We start from the raw sequence: 18,280 nt of genomic DNA on the forward strand, positions 1-18,280 counted from the left end.
TGTGGTCAAAGTGATGGATTTCAACACTTACCGTCACATTTAACAGAAATTGAGGTTGTACATGGAAACCGTTGAAAAGATTAAACAGCAAATTGCTGAAAATCCCATTCTGCTTTATATGAAAGGCTCTCCAAAACTACCAAGCTGTGGCTTTTCTTCTCAAGCAGCGCAAGCGATGATTTCTTGCGGCGAGCAGTTTGCTTACGTTGATATCCTACAAAACCCGGATATTCGTGCTGAGTTACCCAAATATGCGAACTGGCCAACTTTTCCGCAGTTATGGGTGGAAGGTGAGTTAGTCGGTGGTTGCGACATTATTATTGAGATGTTCCAACGCGGCGAGTTGCAGCCTCTCATTGAGCAAACAGCGGCAAAGTACAAAGACGCTGATAGCGAATAAGAGTAAAAAAGCCAGGTTCTCCTGGCTTTTGTATTAAGAGCCCTGTCCAGAGGCTTTGACTGATACCATCGATCAGCAACGCATTTCTCACTAAAAAAGCAATTTTTCGAATCCCTCGGTAAAAACTTTCCATCTGCACAACTTCGGTTAAACTTTGTTATTAATAGCAGTTTATTGGGCGTGCCTTGTATGTTCATGCTTTATATTCGTATGACCGTTTTAATTTTGGCAGTGGCCATACTCCCCGCTAGCTACTCCTACGCGCAGCGTCAATCTATTACGATTGACTATCAAGTAAATGATGCAACCATGAGTTACACAGGCTTTTGGCGCGGCAGTACCTTTATTGTCGATGCGGGGTTCGAGCGTAATGTGATTGTCGCGACGCTTGATTGGCCTCCTTACTTGGGGCGTAATCAATGTCAGGGTGGCTGGCTATTGCATTATATGGCGGCGTTGCTATTGCAGGCTGGGTATAATCCTGAGTTCAGGTTTTTGCCTTGGGCCCGAGCGGTGCGCATGACTGAATTGGGTCATGCGGACATTTTAGCTCCAGAGTATGAAATAGAATCATCCGCGCCCTCAGACGTCATCCCTGGCAGCACGCGGCTTAATCACCTCGCATTGTCCTCAGCACTTGCGCATGCACCGGTGCATTATGTGGCTGCAGCAGACAGTGCTATCACCCAGGCCCCGCAAATATCGGAATTGCCCAATTACTCTCTTGGTATCGTTCGTGGCTATCAAAATGCCCCCCAGGTAGATCAAGTGATCGACAGTGGTCAAGTCATTGTTCAGCAAGCTATAGATGATGCGCAAAACCTTAACTTAGTGGTTAACGGGCGCGTTAACCTCATTATTGGCGATCCCTTGGTATTACATACCGTTGCCAGTGCAAACGGTATTGACCGCGCTGCCTATCGAGTATTGCAACCAAGCATAACCAATCAGCCATTGTATTTTGCGCTATCGAAAACGCGGCCACAGTGGCAAGTGTTGATGCAAGATATCAATCAAACCATTCCTGTTGCTAATGCTCAGCAATTGCGCCAACAGCTCACTGAGCGTATTGACGAGCACTGTGCAGCTCAGAGCGCATATTAAGGTGAATTTTTATTCGCAACATGAATAATTATTCACACTTACCCCATCTTTACGTTAACGTAAACGTCCGTTTTTAGGGTCGCTATTTACACGATTTGTAAATATGACACTGGTGTCATATAAAAAATAACGAGTATAAATAGTAAAAATACCTCTATACCCCCTTGCTTCGCATATGTTTACAAAGCGTGAAAAATATTCAAGAATGTGAATATGTATTCATAATTTCATTGACACTCTGTTTGCAAAGCGTTAGCGTTGACGGTCTGCTAGGCCGCCTGTGAGGGTTGCTTGCAACGCGGTTAGCACGCAGTAGCAAGGGGGAGAGGAGTCCGCAAATGTTATATGACTCAGCATTAGAAAAAGATAATTGTGGCTTTGGCTTGATAGCCCAAGTCAATGGGCAAGCCAGCCATAAGTTGATTCGCACCGCGATCACGGGTCTTGCCCGTATGGAACACCGGGGTGGTATTTCTGCAGACGGTAAAACCGGTGATGGTTGTGGCTTGCTGATGCAAAAGCCAGACAGCTTTTTTCGAGCTGTAGCCAAAGAAAACAACTGGTTACTGGGCAAGAACTATGCTGTGGGAATGGTTTTTCTAAGCCAAGATCCGGTTCAAGCCGAAGCGGCAAAACGCGTTATCACCAAAGAACTAGAACAAGAAACACTGACCCTACAAGGGTGGCGTGAAGTGCCGACCGATACCAGTTACTTAGGCGATATTGCCTTAAAGCAATTGCCACAGTTTATGCAGGTTTTTGTCAGCGCCCCGGAAGGATGGCGACCAAAAGATTTGGAACGTCGGCTGTACATTGCCCGCCGACGTATCGAAAAACAGTTAGAACAGGATAAGGATTTTTACATTGCTAGCCTGTCTGGGTTAGTCACCGTATATAAAGGCCTGATGATGCCAGAGGACTTGCCAAATTTTTACCTCGATTTGGCAGATATCCGCATGACTTCGGCAATTTGTGTTTTTCACCAACGTTTTTCCACCAATACCCAGCCGCGATGGCCCCTAGCACAGCCGTTTCGCTATTTGGCTCATAACGGTGAAATCAACACCATAACGGGCAACCGACAATGGGCTCGGGCTCGTGCTTATAAGTTTTCCTCGCCACTGTTGCCTGATTTGCAAAGTGCCGCCCCTTTTGTCAACGAGAGTGGCTCAGACTCCTCAAGCTTGGACAACATGCTGGAGTTGTTTTTAGCCGGGGGGATGGACCTGTTCCGCGCGATGCGCATGTTAGTGCCACCGGCATGGCAAAAGAACCGAGCGATGGATGATGATCTGCGCGCATTTTATGATTTCAACTCTATGCATATGGAGCCTTGGGATGGACCTGCGGGCATTGTGATGTCCGATGGTCGCTTTGCTGCATGCAACCTCGATCGTAACGGCTTGCGACCTGCTCGCTATGTGGTGACCCAAGACGGGTTTATCACCTTGGCTTCAGAGGTCGGGATTTGGGATTATGCCGCCGATGAAGTGGTGGAGAAGGGTCGTGTTGGTCCTGGTGAACTGATGGTGGTTGATACCTTGCATGGCAAGGTATGGCACTCAGGAGAAATCGATCAAGACCTCAAAGCAAGGCATCCTTACAAACAATGGCTGGAGCAAAACGTTAAGCGCCTCACGCCTTTTGAGAAGCTGACCGACAAAGAAGCCGGTAACCGTTCGTTTGACGCTGATACGCTACTGATTTACCAGAAAATGTTTGCGTACACCAATGAGGAGTTGGACCAGGTCATTCGGGTGATGGGTGAAAATGGCCAAGAAGCCACCGGTTCAATGGGCGATGACACGCCATTTGCGGTACTTTCTGAAGGCCATCGCTCCTTGTATGATTATTTTCGACAAAAGTTTGCTCAGGTCACGAATCCGCCTATCGATCCACTGCGGGAAAACCATGTCATGTCACTAACGACCTGCATTGGCCGTGAGCAAAATGTTTTCAATGAGACCACAGGACACGCTAAGCGCTTGCAATTTGATTCGCCAGTGCTGATGTACTCGGATATGGTGCAGCTGCGCAGTGCCAATGATGAGCACTATAGCCACAGCCAAGTGGACCTAAACTACACCAGTGATGAGACCTTAGAGCAGGCGTTGGAACGCGTTTGTGATGAGGCGCAGCGTAAGGCTGAAGAAGGCGCGGTGATGGTGATTTTAACCGACCGCCATATTACCCAAGACAGCCTGCCTATTCCGGCGGCAATGGCCGTTGGTGCGGTTCAGCAACGTTTAGTGAATAACAACTTGCGTTGTGACACTAACATAATTATCGAAACTGCAAGCGCACGCGATCCTCATCATTTCGCGGTGTTACTTGGTTTTGGTGCAACCGCTATTTACCCTTACCTCGCCTATGAGTCGCTGGTGGCGATGAGCGATAACAAGGTGATCGACAAGAGCTACCGCGAAGTGACGCTGTCTTATCGCAATGCTATCAACAAAGGGTTGTTTAAGATTATGTCGAAAATGGGGATCAGTACCATTTCGTCATACCGGTGCTCTATGTTGTTCGAAGCGGTGGGATTATCCGATAAAGTGGTCGAGCTATGCTTTAATGGCGTGGCGAGTCATATCGCTGGTGCCTGTTTTGCGGATTTTGAGCACGACCAAGGCAAGTTGCGCAAACTAGCATTTAGTGCACGTAAACTGCTCTCCCATGGTGGGCTGTTAAAATACGTTCATGGCGGCGAATATCACGCTTATAACCCCGATGTGATCCAAACACTGCAAACCGCAGTGCGCTCAGGAGACTATGCGGACTATCAACGTTATGCGGCCCTGGTAAACAATCGTCCCATCACTAATTTGCGCGATATGCTCGCGCTGCGCAGCGATACTAAGGCCATTAGTGTCGATGATGTTGAGCCGGCAGAGGCGCTTTATCAGCGTTTTGATTCCGCCGCCATGAGTATCGGCGCGTTATCGCCAGAAGCGCATGAAGCTCTGGCAATTGCGATGAACCGCTTAGGCGGGTGTTCTAACTCGGGCGAGGGTGGCGAGGACAAGCTGCGCTTTGGTACCGAGAAAAATTCACGTATTAAACAAGTGGCATCAGGACGCTTTGGCGTCACTCCGCACTATCTGCGCAGTGCTGATGTTATCCAAATCAAAGTCGCCCAAGGCGCTAAGCCTGGCGAGGGAGGCCAGCTGCCCGGTGAGAAGGTCACACCTTATATCGCAAAACTTCGGTATTCGGTACCAGGTGTGACCTTAATTTCACCTCCACCACACCACGATATTTACTCTATTGAGGATTTGGCGCAGCTGATATTCGACCTCAAGCAGGTGAATCCAAGTGCAATGATCTCGGTTAAGTTAGTGTCAGAGCCAGGGGTCGGCACCATTGCTACCGGTGTGGCCAAAGCTTACGCCGACCTTATCACCATAGCCGGGTACGACGGTGGCACCGGGGCCAGCCCACTGACATCAGTGAAGTATGCGGGTAGCCCGTGGGAGTTGGGATTAGCGGAAACGCAGCAAGCCCTAGTTGAAAATGGCTTGCGTCACCGTATTCGCTTGCAAACAGACGGCGGTTTAAAAACCGGCTTAGACATCATCAAGGCGGCCATTCTCGGCGCTGAAAGCTTTGGTTTTGGCACCGGACCTATGGTAGCTCTGGGGTGTAAATACCTGCGTATTTGTCACCTCAATAACTGTGCAACCGGTGTAGCGACGCAAGACGAGACATTACGGGCCAAGCATTATCATGGCTTGCCTGAGATGGCGATGAACTACTTTAAGTTTATTGCCCAAGAAGCGCGAGAAATCATGGCATCTCTGGGCGTCACGCGACTAGTGGATTTAATTGGTCGCACCGAATTACTCGAAGCCATTGAGGGCAAAACGCCGAAACAGCAAAAAGTCGACCTCAGTCATTTATTGGAGAAGCCCAATAATATCAGCGGTGAGACCCTATACTGCTCGGTGCACAATACTTCGCATTATACGGGACGCTTGAATGAGGAGCTGCTCGATAAAGCCAAGGAGGCCATTGATAACTTATCGGGTTTAAATTTGGTGAGCCGCATTAATAACACCGATCGCTCCATTGGTGGCATGCTTTCCGGCTATATTGCCTCGAAGCACGGTAACCAGGGTATGGCCGCTGATCCAATTCGTCTTGAGCTACATGGCACTGCCGGGCAATCCTTTGGTGTGTTTAATGCCGGTGGTCTCGAGATGACCCTTATTGGCGATGCCAATGATTATGTCGGTAAAGGCATGGCCGGTGGGCGCTTAGTCGTTCGCCCACCAATGGGCTCATGTTTCCAATCACACCAAGCGGCAATTATTGGCAATACCTGCCTATATGGTGCAACTGGGGGTCATTTATATGCTGCTGGTTGTGCTGGCGAGCGCTTTGGTGTGCGTAACTCCGGCGTCACCGCTGTGGTTGAAGGCTTAGGAGATAATGGCTGCGAATACATGACCGGCGGCGTCGTATGTGTGCTTGGTAAGGTTGGGGTCAACTTTGGTGCGGGGATGACAGGTGGTTTTGCCTATGTACTCGACGAAGCCCAAGACTTTGATAAACGCATCAACCCAGAGCTGGTGGAAATTGTCGAACTGGATAACTTAGTAACACATCATGAGCACCTCCGTGGATTGATAGCTGAACACTTAGAACTCACCGGTTCGCAGCGAGCCGAGGCTATTCTTGCTAGCTTTGATCTGTATCTACCGCTGTTTAAGTTGGTGAAACCAAGATCCAGTGATGTGCAGAGTTTATTGGGCCACCGCGCCCGCAGTAGCGCGGAGTTGCGCGTACAGGCGCAATAGGAGGAAGTATGAGTCAGAATGTTTATCAATTTATTGACGTGCAGCGCGTGGACCCAAGGAAAAAGCCTATCTCCACACGCAAGCAGCAGTTTGTCGAGATTTACGAACCATTTTCGCAAAACCAAGTCGACTCTCAGGCCGATCGCTGCTTGGATTGCGGCAACCCCTATTGCGAGTGGCAGTGCCCGGTCCATAATTACATCCCGCAGTGGCTAAAGCTGATCCGCACTGGGCGTATACTCGAGGCAGCAGAGCTGTCTCACCGCACCAATAGCCTGCCAGAGGTGTGTGGGCGGGTATGCCCGCAAGACCGTCTTTGTGAAGGCGCTTGTACGCTCAATGAAGACTTCGGCGCGGTGACTATAGGGAATATAGAAAAATACATCACCGATACCGCATTTGCCATGGGCTGGAAGCCTGATATGAAGCACGTAGTGTGGACCGATAAAAAAGTCGCCATTATTGGTGCTGGCCCCGCTGGCTTGGGGTGTGCTGATGTGTTGGTACGCAATGGCGTTAAGCCGGTGGTATTTGACCGTCACCCGGAAATCGGGGGGTTGCTAACCTTTGGTATTCCTTCTTTCAAGCTCGAAAAAGAAGTAATGCAGCGTCGTCGTGAAATCTTCACCGAGATGGGAGTGGAGTTTCAACTGAATACCGAAATAGGCAAAGATATTGAATTGCAAAGTATTATTGATCAATACGATGCAGTCTTTTTAGGTGTTGGCACATACCAAAGCATGCGCGGCAATTTAGCCAATGAGGATGCCGAAGGCGTCTATGACGCATTACCATTTTTAATTGGTAATACTAATCGCGTGATGGGCTATGACGAAAGCCAAACGCCTTTTGTTGATATGCAAGGCAAGCGCGTTGTCGTGCTCGGCGGTGGAGACACCGCGATGGATTGTGTGCGTACTTCGGTGCGTCAACAGGCAAGCCATGTGATCTGTGCCTATCGTCGCGATGAAGAAAATATGCCAGGCTCAAAGCGCGAGGTGAAAAACGCCAAAGAAGAAGGCGTGGAATTCATGTTCAACGTGCAACCCAAAGGTATTAAGGTGAATGAACAAGGCATCGTCACCGGTGTGAAAATGATAAAAACCCAACTCGCAGAGGCGGATGAAAATGGTCGTCGCCGCGCCGAAGAAGTCGCGGGCTCTGAACATGTCGTGGCCGCTGACGCCGTGCTCATAGCTTTTGGCTTTAAGCCCCACAAGATGGAGTGGTTATCGCCGTTTGGTGTCGAAATCAATAGTTGGGGTGGGATCACTGCGCCTGAGCAAGGCGAATATACTCACCAAACGACTAATCCAAAGATTTTCGCTGGCGGTGACGCGGTACGAGGATCCGATCTGGTCGTCACCGCGATCTTTGAAGGTCGAAACGCCGCCGAGGGCATCATGGACTACCTCGAGGTATAAAGTTCTTTTCTGGGAAAATCAAAGCGGGCCCTTGTTGGCCCGTTTTTTTATAGCTAACAGTGACTGAAAAAGGATAAGCTAAAAACCGCTCAACCGGTTTTTCATCCGTAAGTGCAAATTATGACAGGGAGGTAATGAGCTATGGAATATGTGTTAGCGGTGACTCTGTTTGCCATTTCTGCTTCCATCACCCCAGGACCCAACAATATTTTAGTGATGACTTCTGGCGTTAACTTTGGCGTTAAGCGCAGTCTGCCGTTACTGACAGGCATTTGCGTGGGCTTTGCTGTTATGTTGTTGCTTGTCGGCCTAGGATTTTCTTATGTATTTAGCAGATACCCAAGCCTGCACTTTGTCATAAAGTGTTTAGGTGTTCTTTATTTACTCTACCTTGCGTTCGTTATTGCTTTTTCATCCGCTGCCATTGAGGGGAAGGAGCAGCATCGACCTTTATCATTTATCAATGGTGCGTTATTTCAATGGGTTAATGGTAAAGCTTGGGTTGTTGCTAGCGGCGCTATTGCCGCTTTTACGAGTGTTGGAGGGGAATTTAGTGGCGACAATATTGTTATCGTCCTGACTTTCTTATTGGTGTCATTTCCCTGCGTTGGCGTGTGGCTAATGTTTGGTTCAATGCTTAAAAATCTACTCAACACCGCAAACAGACGTCGCTGGTTTAACCTGACGATGGCATTGTTACTGGTGTTATCGGTGATACCTGTGCTCAAGGAAATAGTAACAGCACTTTAGTGCACAGCCTCAATCCATAAGACCGTACACATTGCTAATGTCGAGTTGTTAGCGCTCTGAGCTCTCATATAGAGTTAATCGAGTGTAATCCCTCACCCGTGTGCGGCAATCAACTCTTTGGCGTTAGCCAGAGTTGCTTTACTAATGTTGTCCCCTGCTAATAACCGCGCAATTTCATCGACTCGCCCTTGCTTATTCAACGGCTGCATTTGCGTGTAGGTCTCATCATTGGCCACTTCTTTGGCGACAAAAAACTGGTTCATAGCACTGGAAGCCACTTGCGGTAAATGGGTCACACAGATTACTTGTGTTGATTCACCCAAACGACGTAATAACTTACCTACCGCAGCGGCTGTCGGGCCAGAAATACCCACATCCACTTCATCAAAAATAAGAGTAGGCGTGGTAACCCGTTGAGCGATAATTACTTGAATCGCTAAACTGATGCGCGATAACTCGCCTCCGGATGCTACTTTGCTAAGCGCCTGTAAGGGCTGGCCTGGGTTGGTACTGACCATAAACTCTATGCGGTCTTGGCCTAGCTTACTGGGGGTTCGTTCGTTGTCGTAATCAAGCTCAATGGCAAAGCGGCCATTTTCCATCGATAATTCATGCATACTGGCGCCAATTAACTCGCCCAGTTGCTCAGCCGCGTGTTTGCGGCTGTCTGAAAGCGCTAAGCTGTGCTGCTGATAAGCAGCCAGTGCCGAGGCTATTTCTTCGTCTAATTGGGCCAAACGTTGGTCATCAACGCAAATAGCTTCTAACTCAGCCTTAATATGCTGATGGTGCTCTACTAAAGCGTCGGGTTCAACCATGTGCTTTCTTGCCAGAGTTACTGCGGTGCCAAGACGCTCATCTAGATACTGTAAGCGCTGTGGATCCAGCTCGGCGCCATCGCAATAAGCGCGTAACTCGCGGCTAGCCTCTTCCACTTGCACACACGCATCGTTGAGCATAGTCGCTACGCCCTCAAGAGCGTTATCAATGTTGGCCAGTTCGGCAATAGCAGCGGCGCTTTGTTGCAATGCACCGTTAATGGTTTGTTCTTCGCCCTCATACAAGGCATAAAGCTGTTGTTGTGAGCCTTCTAGTAACTGCTGTGAATGACTGAGTTTGTGATGCTCAGCTTCAATGTCAGCGTATTCACCCTCATTGAGGGAGAACTCATCAAGCTCAGCAACTTGATATTCAAGCAGTTGCTTCTGTGCTTGTTGTTGGGCGTGCTTAGCTTCTAGTTGCTGGCGTTCACGATGGAGATTAGTATAGGTATGATGTGCGCTGGCCACTTGTTCAAGTAGTGCACCGTGGCCTGCGTATTCGTCTAGCAAATGCAGCTGCTGGTCGCTTTTTAACAACAGTTGATGAGCATGTTGGCCGTGGATGGAAAGTAAATATTGGCCCAACTCCTTTAGCTGTCCAGCGGTGACGGCAATGCCATTAACGTAACTTTTACTACGGCCATTTTTAGCAACCACGCGACGCAGCAAACATTCGTCATCATCGCCCTCTAACATATGCTCTTGCAAATACTGTTGTGCTTTAGGCAGCTGGCTAATATCAAACCGCGCGCTAATATCGGCTTGCTTTGCCCCTGGGCGCACTGCGCCAGCGTCAGCACGTTCACCTAAACACAGCGACAGCGCATCAATAGCAATGGATTTACCGGCCCCAGTTTCACCGGTTATGGCGGTCATGCCACTGCGCCATTGGGTTTCCAATTCGCTTACAATGGCAAAATTAGTAATTTTTAATCCACACAGCATACTGTTCATCCATCCAGTTACGTATAACTGTTAATCTATACAGTGTTTGTGGTTTTTGCAAATTAAATTTTAAACAGTTTCGTGCTGAGCTGATGAGTGCTCTTGCTGCTCATCGACGTCGTCCTCAGTCTCATCATGCTCGTCTTTAAGCTGCTCGTGGTCACTGAGATCGCTGGAGGTAAGCTGCGTCAGCAGGGTAGGGAGGATGTCATGGTAAAACGCAGCATTAAACTCGATACCGCGTGTGGGTAATTCACTAATAAAGTATTGAATCCGCTCTGCTAGAGTATCTATGTCGTTACGCACATAAGACTTAGCTAACTCGCTGTCCAACGTCTGCAGCACGCGTTCACTGATGTATTCTAAATACGTGAGGTTATCCTCATTGTGCCCTTGAACAACGAAGAAGTTGCTGCAGATAGCATTGAGTTGCGGCACATGTTTGGGACGTAGAATACGAGCTTCTTCATACTCATGCAGATGGCTTTGAAAGCGTTGTTGGACTTGCTTGACCCGAGCGTTAAACATACGTCGTTGAGCCTCTCGCGCTTTCTCACGGTTGCGCTCAATGACCATGTACACACCAAGCAAGGTAATAAGTAAAATAAGTGTCAAGATGACGACGAAAACCATGAGGATACGAGTGGGAACCGAAAACAACGAATGCCCTATTCTTATGTAAATAGGGCCTAATTGCAATAAAAACTGAACGCTAAGTTAACGCTGGCTAATACAAGCGAGAACCCCAGTTTAGCTTTTGCCTCAACACGTTATAGTACGAATAGTCAGTTGGATGGACTAGCCGCAAAGGCTTTTCAGCCTTTTTAATAACAACCTCATCACCAGGGAGCAGGGCCAGTACCACGTGACTATCACAACTCACCTGCAGGCTATCGGTATTACTAGGACTGAGTTGCAAACGCACCACACTGTCGCCATCAACGACGAGCGGGCGGCTGGAGAGGGTGTGTGGGAACATAGGTACTAGCGACATGGCATTTAGACCTGGCGTGAGTATGGGCCCGCCACCAGAAAGTGAATAGGCGGTAGAACCCGTGGGCGTGGACACTATCAGGCCATCTGATTTTTGCGAAAAGACAAAATCATCGTTGATAAAACACTCAAATTCAATCATATGAGCCACTTTATCGGCGTGCAGTACGGCCTCATTCATGGCTGAGTTGGCACTTTTTAGCTCAGCATGGCGAAACACTTCGACTTCCAATAAAAAGCGCTTTTCTTCGATATACTGACCGCTGAGAACCTGCTCTAAAGAGGCTTCAAAGCTATCGGGGTTTAAATCGGTTAGAAAGCCTAAGTTACCTCGGTTGACGCCGATCACCCCAACATCAAAGCGGGCAAGCACCCGAGCGGCACCGAGCATGTTACCATCACCGCCGACAACAATCGCCAAATCGGCCCGTTCACCCAACTCCACTAAGTCCACCAAAGTGGCTTCTTTCGCGTCTTCAAGTTGGCCGCCATAGTGGCGCTCGACCAAAACCTTGTAGCCTAGTGCTTGCAAAAAGGTATAGAGGCGTTGTAATGTCAGCGCCGCGCCTTCATGATTGGCTTTACCAATTAAGCCTATGGTTTTAAAAGATGCGCTCATAAATGTGCCAAGACCGAACTAACTCCTTATAGAGTAACGCAAAAGTCAGGGTGTTGAAACTGAGGCAAAGAGCCTAAATTATAACTATATGAAATTATCACCACGTGACGAGCAGATTTTCTCTGCTGTAATGAGCTTGTATTGCGACGGCGAAGGTAATCCTGTCGCCTCGACCCGCATTGCTAAGCAAAAAGGCATGGCGGTGTGCAGTGCCACCGTGCGCAATGCCATGTCTCGACTTGAAAAGCTCGGTTTACTGTACTCACCTCATACCTCTGCGGGGCGTATTCCTACTGAGCAGGGGTTTGCGTTTTGGTTTGACAGCTATTTCGACCTCGACCAACTCGGCTTGTATTGGCAGCCCCCGCAGGACAAACTGATTGAGTTTGCGCATCACCTCGCGCGACGCTTTAAAGTGTGCGTCTGTGTCGGCCTACCACAGGTAACGACGCAAGTTGTATTTCGAGTTGAAGTACTTGATTTTGACCGCAAACATTGGCTGGTGCTGCTGCTTGACCGGCACGGGCAAAGCCATAACATTCTTATTACTAAGCCCGTCGAAGCCAATGACGACATTCGCTATCAGTTTGCAACTTGGCTGAATTCGGTGTTTGCCCAGCAAAACCTGCTCGAGGGGATCCACCGCATGAAAGCAATGAGTCGCACTGCACCGCATTATTGTCATGGTTCGCTGGCTCAGTGGACGCGAGAGCTGGGTAATAAGTTGGGCACTGATAACAGCATCGTGGTGGGCGAGAATAACCTCTACGCTCACAGCCAGCACGACCAAGAGTATGCTATTGGAGTGCGCTTTTTACATGCGGTTGAAGATAAGCTGGCCTTTCGCAATGGCGTGTCGGTGCTACTAGGTAACAGTGTACCGATGCCGGGATTCGATGACTTCTTAATATTGAGTTTGGCTTACTTTGCGAATCACGAATACCAAAGCCGGTTTTGTGTGATTGCCCCGAAATCAGCAGAGATCGAAGCAATTATTCAAGAATTTGCGCAAATCGAAGAAGTGGACCTTGAAACCACTTAAACCATCCCCATAATGAAACGCAGTTAAGCAGTTTTTGGAGAACAGATAAATGTCCGAGCAAACACAGGCGAAAGAAAACGAACAGGACAACCCGCAAGAAGCGGTGGAACAAGAGCAGGCGAGTGAGCAACAAGCTCAAGGCGATGAGAACAGCGCAGAAGCTGAAATCGCTGCGCTTCACGCAGAATTAGAAGCGGCGAAGCAAACGATAGAAGATCAAAAAGATAGCGTTGTTCGCGCTGCTGCCGAAGTGGAAAACATTCGCCGTCGTGCAGCTCAAGATGTCGACAAGGCGCACAAGTTTGCACTGGAAAAGTTTGCCGGTGATCTGCTTCCTGTGCTCGATAACCTTGAACGTGCCATTGAGTTCGCTGATAAAGACAACGAGGCTATTAAGCCTATGCTCGAAGGCGTTGAAATGACAGCGAAAAGCTTTGTCGAAGCGCTTGGCAAATTTAACGTTGAAGTGGTTGAGCCACAAGGCGAAACATTCAACCCTGATTTACATCAGGCAATGAGTATGCAACCCAGTGAAGACGTAGCACCTAATACTGTGCTTGCAGTGATGCAAAAAGGCTACACACTCAACGGTCGCCTATTGCGCCCGGCTATGGTGATGGTGTCAAAAGCGCCATAAGGGCCGACCAGATAATACTTTAAATGCCCGCTTAGCGGGCATTTTTTTTGTGATGCCAAAACTGGGTAAGCAGAATAAGTACTAAGGCACTGAACATCATACTTGAAAATGGCACCGCATTTTCGGGATGGATCAGGGCGAGAATAGGCCCTACCAGCGCGCCGCTACCAAAACGCAAGGTACCAATCACGGCGGTTGCCGTGCCGGAGTTGCGTTCAAATTCCATTAAAATAAGAGCATCAGCATTGCTGGCAATGATACCCAAGCTCATCATTAATGGCGCAATACTAAAGACGATAAAGTACAGTGACTGCTGCATTAGGCTCACTGTGAGTAAGGTGCCGCCGGCAATAAAAGCCAGAGCTAAGCCGATAAACAACATGCGCCGAGAACCCACTTTTGGCACCACACGGGTATTGACGAAGTTGCCTATCATCAGCGCTATTACGTTAAAGGCAAATAACACCCCAAATAATTGCTCTGACACTTCAAAGTAATCTAAATAGATAAACGGCACCGAGGTCAAAAAGCAAAAGAAAGCGAATGACGCCAACATTGAGGAAAGTATATCTGCCCGGGCTTTAGGTTCGCTCAGTACTACCGAGTAGCTTTCAAAAAACAGCCTCAAGCCACGCTTTTCGCTGCGATAAATGGGAATGTCGATCAGGTGCATTTGCACCCACACAAGAATAAATACGGCATAGCCCGCTAACGTTAAGAAAATCACTTGCCACTGCGCAAGGCCGAGGATCAGCGAGCCAATACTCGGGGCAATGAGCGGCGCAATCATCATAATCATCGACACATAGCTCATGCCTTTAGCGGTATTTTGCTGATATATATGACGAATAATGCCAGGCACCACAACGGTAGCAGCGGCGCCGGTAAAGGCTTGCGCAGCACGTAATGCCCAAAAAAGATGGATGTCTTGGCAAAATGCCAATGCCAATGAGCACAGCGCGAATAGCCCAAGGCCAATGCGGGCAAGGCGACGACGGCCCATTTGATCGGCTATGGGGCCAAAAAACAGCATACCTAACGCATAACCACCTAAGTACACACTCAGTGAAATTTGTACTTGTGGCATGGTCGCGCCTAAATCAGCGGCAATTTGCACCATCGCCGGCAGATACATATCCACCGCAAGCGGGGTAATAGCAACAATACTGGCTAACAGCGGCAGTAATAAACGCCGACTAGGCGTTCTTATATCGTCTGTGGACATAGAATTCAGTCTTCAATTTGATAGTGTGGAGAAACCAAGGCTGGCTTGATACTTTTAACGTATTGGGGTTCAGCGCAGACGGATAAGACACCTTGGTTTGTTCACTATATCACCCGCTGCCAGTAGGTAACAGCCAAATGTTATTAAGATAATGTTAATTATACAGTTTTATACTTTTGCGTAGAGCTAGGCGAGCCCCATCACACTTTGCTATGCTAACCTCATTCGGTAAATAGGGAACAAATCATGAAACATGCTTTAATCGCGCTGGCGCTTGTCGCCGCGCTTGGTGGATGCAAAACATCGCCCACAGGGCGCACCCAAGTGGCTTTATATTCAGACAGTGAAATGAGCCAACTCGGCGGTGCTAGCTTTGAACAAATGAAAAAAGAACAGAAGATCAACAAAGATCCGGCTACCAATGCCTATGTGCAGTGTGTGGCTGATGCGGTGATCACCGTTCTACCGCAGCAATACGCGCAACAAGAGTGGGAAGTGGTGGTGTTTGATGAACCCTCGGCGAATGCCTTCGCATTACCAGGTGGCTACATTGGTGTACACACCGGGCTATTAGATGTGGCGCAGAATCAAGATCAACTCGCGACGGTGTTGGGTCATGAGGTGGGGCACGTGATTGCTGAGCATTCAAATGAACGCGTTTCGCAAAGCCAACTACTGCAAACGGGTATGCAGTTAGGTGCCGTGGCACTGGATATGAGCGAGGTGAGCTATCGCAATGAGATTATGCAGGCCTTGGGTCTAGGAGCCCAATTTGGGGTGGTGTTGCCCTTTAGTCGTACTCATGAAAGCGAAGCCGATGAAATTGGTCTTGAGTTGATGGCCAAAGCAGGCTTTGAGCCCCAACAGTCAGTGGCATTGTGGCAGAATATGGCCAAGCAAGGTGGCGCTCGTCAGCCAGAGTTTTTATCAACCCACCCGGCGCCATCAAGTCGCATTACGCAGTTGCAAAAGCAAATGACCAATGCACAAAGCTTGTATAGCAGTGCTCAGAAACAAGGCAAGCGCCCGCAATGCCGTTAGTCGCTCGGTAAGCACTTAAATGCTCAGCGCCTATAAAAAACTTAAGCAAAGGCCGCCAGTATTTATCCCACTGTTACTGGCGCTTGTGCTTATCATTGATAGTTTGATTAGCGCGCCGGTATTTGCCATACAGTGGCACAGTCCCATGCTGATGTATCGTATCGGTGTGGTGTTTAGCTCGGTTAAGTTAGTACTGGCTGGTGGTTTGAGCGCATATTTGTGGTGGGCGATAGAAAAGCGCAGCTACAGGCCTTTGGCTACTATCGCCGCGCAAGCGGTCATGCTAATGAGTGCCTTACATGGCATTTTACTGCTTGTGGGTATGCAGAGTGTGATCGATAAATCAAAGCACTATGAGCAGATTGGCCCTTATGTGTTGGCGCAACAGCACAATGATAACGAGCCTGGCTACATGCAGGTGCTCTATGTATATTGCCCTAAAGCACTGGGTTTTTACCGCTTAACAGAGGTTCAGCGCCAGCCCGGGCCTCCTGCGATGTTGTTAGTCAAGCGAGATAAACAATGGTTTGTGCAAGGCACTGACCATGCACTGCCACCACCTGGAGAAATCTGTGGCCAATAATTACTTAGTGACACTATTGATAGCCGTGGCGAGTTATAGCGGCTTTAGCGATGCCAAGGGCAGTGATAGCACTTTGCATCTAGACCCTAGTTTGCCAACAAGCTTAGCGCTGGCTTTTGCCAACGATAACAATATTGAGCCGGATATCAGTGCTTTCAAAGTATTAAATGTGGTGCCTATGAGCAGTCGCTCTGGGCGTCGGGTGGCGATGCTGACCATTGAAAACACCGAAAGCGGCCAACGCAGTTTGAATCATCAGCAGGTCATGGGGCTTTTTGCAGATGGTATGCGGCGCTCACCAGAGGCTTTTAAGCAATTATTTACGGGGCGACAACGTTTGTCTATTACCGTTGATTTTGCGCAGTATGACCACCCGCTGCTTCAGGTGTATACACGTAACGAATAGCCAGTGTGAAACGCAGTATGATGCTTACAGCACGCTTGGTAAGGAAGAGGTAAGCGAGCGCTTACCTCTACAATAAATCAGCGCTAAGCGCGGCTGATAAATTTGCTCTCAGCGGTGTTAATTTTAATCTTATCGCCACTGGAAATGTGTTCGGGCACTTGTACTACCAGCCCTGTACTCAAGGTTGCCGGTTTGGTGCGTGCACTGGCCGACGCCCCTTTAATGGATGGTGAGGTGTCTTCAATCACTAATTCAACGCTAGTTGGTAGGTCGATGGACACTGGGCGTCCTTCAACTAACACCACCTGTAAACCTTTGGTCGACTCGTCAATAAACAGTAGCTGTTCAGCAATGCTGTCTTTGTTGAGATGATAGGGGGTGTAGTCCTCTTCATCCATAAACACATGCTCATCACCGTCAACATACGAAAACATCGCAGCACGACGCTGTAAATCGGCAAAATTAAGCATGTCTTCGGCTTTGAACGTTTCATCCACCTTGGTGCCATCAACCACGTCATACATGCGCATGCGGTACAGGCTTCCACCGGCGCGACCTTGGGGCACAGAGCGCTCAATGTCGCGTACAATCATCACCCGACCTTGATACTCAATAGCCGCATGTTTTTTTATCTCACTTGCCTTGGGCATTATTATTATTCCTCGATTATCTAAGAGCTGTAAGTTACCTGATCAAAAGGTCCAAGCCAAGTGAATTTGCGGAACCGACTCAGAGGTATTGGTGCCCAGTTTATTGTGCCAATATTGCCATTCGATACCTAGCATCAAGGTGCGTTCTTTGGCGTTAAGCGCGTGGCCCAAATCCCACTGCAGGATCGGTTGTGCTAGTACCCAGTTTTGTACTTTTTCGCCAAACTCGTTAGTGCGGCCATCAATGTACTCAACGTGGCCGGTAAAGTAGAACTTTTGCTCGCCGAGGCTAAAAGGTGCGCCCCAGGCAATATCCAGCATCCAACTGTCGCTTTCGGTTGGCGCGCCGCCGGCACTAACGCCATCGCTATCATCAATATAAGCCGTGACTAAGGTAGAGAAAAAGTCAAAGCCATCTACCTGCCAGTCGAGTTTCACCCCGGGTAGGTATTTCAGTACCTTGGCATCGCCTGCGGCATTAAAGCCCATCACAAAACCGACATCCTTGAGAGGGCCGGCACTGATATTTTCGCCAGAGATTTTTGATAGGCTGAAATTGGAGTACCACTCACCGTAGAAATCACTGTCTTGGTAGCCATCATCAAGGTCATCATGAATAACATCGATAAAAAAGAAGTTATCGCCGTAATCGTAAGCCGACGCGTGTTGCAAAGACACGACGCTGGTATCTGCTTTTTGGCCCGAGAAAGGATTTTTAAAGTCGCCATAATTCACGTGCAGTTGAGTCTGACTCCAATTGGCCGCGAACGCTGGCATGCTCAGCAAGCTACAGCCTGTCAATGCACAGGCGACAAGGTTACGTGTATTGATTTTCATAACAAGA

The 18,280-nt window shown here is 48.7% G+C and carries 16 protein-coding genes; 10 read left to right on the plus strand and 6 right to left on the minus strand.

Annotated features, from left to right (window positions below; genetic code table 11):
* The first annotated feature begins 61 nt into the window (after positions 1–61).
* The 5 genes from MHM94_RS11360 (at position 62) to MHM94_RS11380 (ending at position 8,474) form a co-directional block, all read left to right on the plus strand.
* Positions 62–400, plus strand: coding sequence for a Grx4 family monothiol glutaredoxin (locus MHM94_RS11360; RefSeq protein WP_022946165.1), 339 nt, complete (start codon positions 62–64; stop codon positions 398–400).
* Positions 401–589: 189 nt separating this feature from the next.
* Complete coding sequence (locus tag MHM94_RS11365; protein WP_235420097.1) at positions 590–1,504, plus strand: transporter substrate-binding domain-containing protein; 915 nt, start codon at positions 590–592, stop codon at positions 1,502–1,504.
* A gap of 338 nt (positions 1,505–1,842) precedes the next feature.
* Positions 1,843–6,300, plus strand: a complete 4,458-nt coding sequence (gene gltB / locus MHM94_RS11370) for a glutamate synthase large subunit (protein WP_235420098.1) — start codon at positions 1,843–1,845, stop codon at positions 6,298–6,300.
* A gap of 8 nt (positions 6,301–6,308) precedes the next feature.
* Positions 6,309–7,724 (plus strand): FAD-dependent oxidoreductase, encoded by a 1,416-nt coding sequence (locus tag MHM94_RS11375; RefSeq protein ID WP_235420099.1) that lies wholly within the window; start codon positions 6,309–6,311, stop codon positions 7,722–7,724.
* 141 nt (positions 7,725–7,865) lie between these two features.
* A complete protein-coding gene (locus tag MHM94_RS11380) occupies positions 7,866–8,474 on the plus strand; it encodes a LysE family translocator (protein ID WP_045980315.1) in 609 nt (202 codons plus the stop codon).
* A 92-nt stretch (positions 8,475–8,566) separates the two neighbouring features.
* On the opposite strand, the gene recN is transcribed toward MHM94_RS11380, so the two are convergent.
* From recN to nadK, 3 genes are all read right to left on the minus strand, one after another.
* A complete protein-coding gene (recN, locus tag MHM94_RS11385; RefSeq protein WP_235420100.1) occupies positions 8,567–10,240 on the minus strand; it encodes a DNA repair protein RecN in 1,674 nt (557 codons plus the stop codon).
* Between the two features lie 69 nt (positions 10,241–10,309).
* Entirely contained in the window at positions 10,310–10,855 is a 546-nt protein-coding gene (locus tag MHM94_RS11390; protein WP_235420101.1) for a hypothetical protein, read from the minus strand.
* Between the two features lie 112 nt (positions 10,856–10,967).
* Complete coding sequence (gene nadK / locus MHM94_RS11395) at positions 10,968–11,852, minus strand: NAD(+) kinase (protein ID WP_022946172.1); 885 nt, start codon at positions 11,850–11,852, stop codon at positions 10,968–10,970.
* Positions 11,853–11,940: 88 nt separating this feature from the next.
* Here nadK and MHM94_RS11400 point away from each other — a divergent pair, with 88 nt between their 5' ends.
* Both MHM94_RS11400 and grpE read left to right on the plus strand, forming a co-directional pair.
* Positions 11,941–12,894, plus strand: coding sequence for an HrcA family transcriptional regulator (locus tag MHM94_RS11400; RefSeq protein ID WP_053911515.1), 954 nt, complete (start codon positions 11,941–11,943; stop codon positions 12,892–12,894).
* A gap of 49 nt (positions 12,895–12,943) precedes the next feature.
* Entirely contained in the window at positions 12,944–13,531 is a 588-nt protein-coding gene (gene grpE / locus MHM94_RS11405; protein ID WP_235420102.1) for a nucleotide exchange factor GrpE, read from the plus strand.
* A gap of 31 nt (positions 13,532–13,562) precedes the next feature.
* On the opposite strand, the gene MHM94_RS11410 is transcribed toward grpE, so the two are convergent.
* A complete protein-coding gene (locus MHM94_RS11410; RefSeq protein ID WP_022946175.1) occupies positions 13,563–14,756 on the minus strand; it encodes a multidrug effflux MFS transporter in 1,194 nt (397 codons plus the stop codon).
* 246 nt (positions 14,757–15,002) lie between these two features.
* On the opposite strand from MHM94_RS11410, the gene MHM94_RS11415 reads away from it, so the two are divergent.
* The 3 genes from MHM94_RS11415 to MHM94_RS11425 are packed head-to-tail and all read left to right on the plus strand — an operon-like array spanning position 15,003 to position 16,786.
* Positions 15,003–15,797 (plus strand): M48 family metallopeptidase, encoded by a 795-nt coding sequence (locus tag MHM94_RS11415; RefSeq protein ID WP_045980319.1) that lies wholly within the window; start codon positions 15,003–15,005, stop codon positions 15,795–15,797.
* A gap of 19 nt (positions 15,798–15,816) precedes the next feature.
* Complete coding sequence (locus MHM94_RS11420) at positions 15,817–16,380, plus strand: hypothetical protein (RefSeq protein WP_235420103.1); 564 nt, start codon at positions 15,817–15,819, stop codon at positions 16,378–16,380.
* Entirely contained in the window at positions 16,370–16,786 is a 417-nt protein-coding gene (locus MHM94_RS11425; RefSeq protein ID WP_235420104.1) for a hypothetical protein, read from the plus strand. The genes MHM94_RS11420 and MHM94_RS11425 overlap by 11 nt, the downstream gene beginning before the upstream one ends.
* Positions 16,787–16,869: 83 nt before the next feature.
* On the opposite strand, the gene yeiP is transcribed toward MHM94_RS11425, so the two are convergent.
* Together yeiP and MHM94_RS11435 are read right to left on the minus strand one after the other, a co-directional pair.
* Positions 16,870–17,436 carry an elongation factor P-like protein YeiP gene (gene yeiP, locus MHM94_RS11430; RefSeq protein WP_045980321.1) on the minus strand — a complete coding sequence of 189 codons (567 nt, stop codon included), beginning with the start codon at positions 17,434–17,436 and terminating at the stop codon, positions 16,870–16,872.
* A gap of 42 nt (positions 17,437–17,478) precedes the next feature.
* The gene (locus MHM94_RS11435; protein WP_045980322.1) at positions 17,479–18,273 is read right to left on the minus strand and encodes a nucleoside-binding outer membrane protein; all 795 of its coding nucleotides are present in this window, start codon (positions 18,271–18,273) and stop codon (positions 17,479–17,481) included.
* Positions 18,274–18,280: the final 7 nt, after the last annotated feature.

The sequence above is a fragment of the Pseudoalteromonas sp. CNAT2-18.1 genome (genome assembly GCF_022347865.1).
Classification (GTDB): domain Bacteria; phylum Pseudomonadota; class Gammaproteobacteria; order Enterobacterales; family Alteromonadaceae; genus Pseudoalteromonas; species Pseudoalteromonas ruthenica.

What these genes read in the sequence shown, in the direction of transcription:
- MHM94_RS11360 (WP_022946165.1), top strand. Translation starts at nt 62, where the DNA reads ATGGAAACCGTTGAAAAGATTAAACAGCAAATTGCTGAAAATCCCATT.
- MHM94_RS11365 (WP_235420097.1), top strand. Translation starts at nt 590, where the DNA reads ATGTTCATGCTTTATATTCGTATGACCGTTTTAATTTTGGCAGTGGCC.
- gltB (WP_235420098.1), top strand. Translation starts at nt 1,843, where the DNA reads ATGTTATATGACTCAGCATTAGAAAAAGATAATTGTGGCTTTGGCTTG.
- MHM94_RS11375 (WP_235420099.1), top strand. Translation starts at nt 6,309, where the DNA reads ATGAGTCAGAATGTTTATCAATTTATTGACGTGCAGCGCGTGGACCCA.
- MHM94_RS11380 (WP_045980315.1), top strand. Translation starts at nt 7,866, where the DNA reads ATGGAATATGTGTTAGCGGTGACTCTGTTTGCCATTTCTGCTTCCATC.
- recN (WP_235420100.1), bottom strand. Translation starts at nt 10,240, where the DNA reads ATGCTGTGTGGATTAAAAATTACTAATTTTGCCATTGTAAGCGAATTG.
- nadK (WP_022946172.1), bottom strand. Translation starts at nt 11,852, where the DNA reads ATGAGCGCATCTTTTAAAACCATAGGCTTAATTGGTAAAGCCAATCAT.
- MHM94_RS11400 (WP_053911515.1), top strand. Translation starts at nt 11,941, where the DNA reads ATGAAATTATCACCACGTGACGAGCAGATTTTCTCTGCTGTAATGAGC.
- grpE (WP_235420102.1), top strand. Translation starts at nt 12,944, where the DNA reads ATGTCCGAGCAAACACAGGCGAAAGAAAACGAACAGGACAACCCGCAA.
- MHM94_RS11410 (WP_022946175.1), bottom strand. Translation starts at nt 14,756, where the DNA reads ATGTCCACAGACGATATAAGAACGCCTAGTCGGCGTTTATTACTGCCG.
- MHM94_RS11415 (WP_045980319.1), top strand. Translation starts at nt 15,003, where the DNA reads ATGAAACATGCTTTAATCGCGCTGGCGCTTGTCGCCGCGCTTGGTGGA.
- MHM94_RS11420 (WP_235420103.1), top strand. Translation starts at nt 15,817, where the DNA reads ATGCTCAGCGCCTATAAAAAACTTAAGCAAAGGCCGCCAGTATTTATC.
- yeiP (WP_045980321.1), bottom strand. Translation starts at nt 17,436, where the DNA reads ATGCCCAAGGCAAGTGAGATAAAAAAACATGCGGCTATTGAGTATCAA.
- MHM94_RS11435 (WP_045980322.1), bottom strand. Translation starts at nt 18,273, where the DNA reads ATGAAAATCAATACACGTAACCTTGTCGCCTGTGCATTGACAGGCTGT.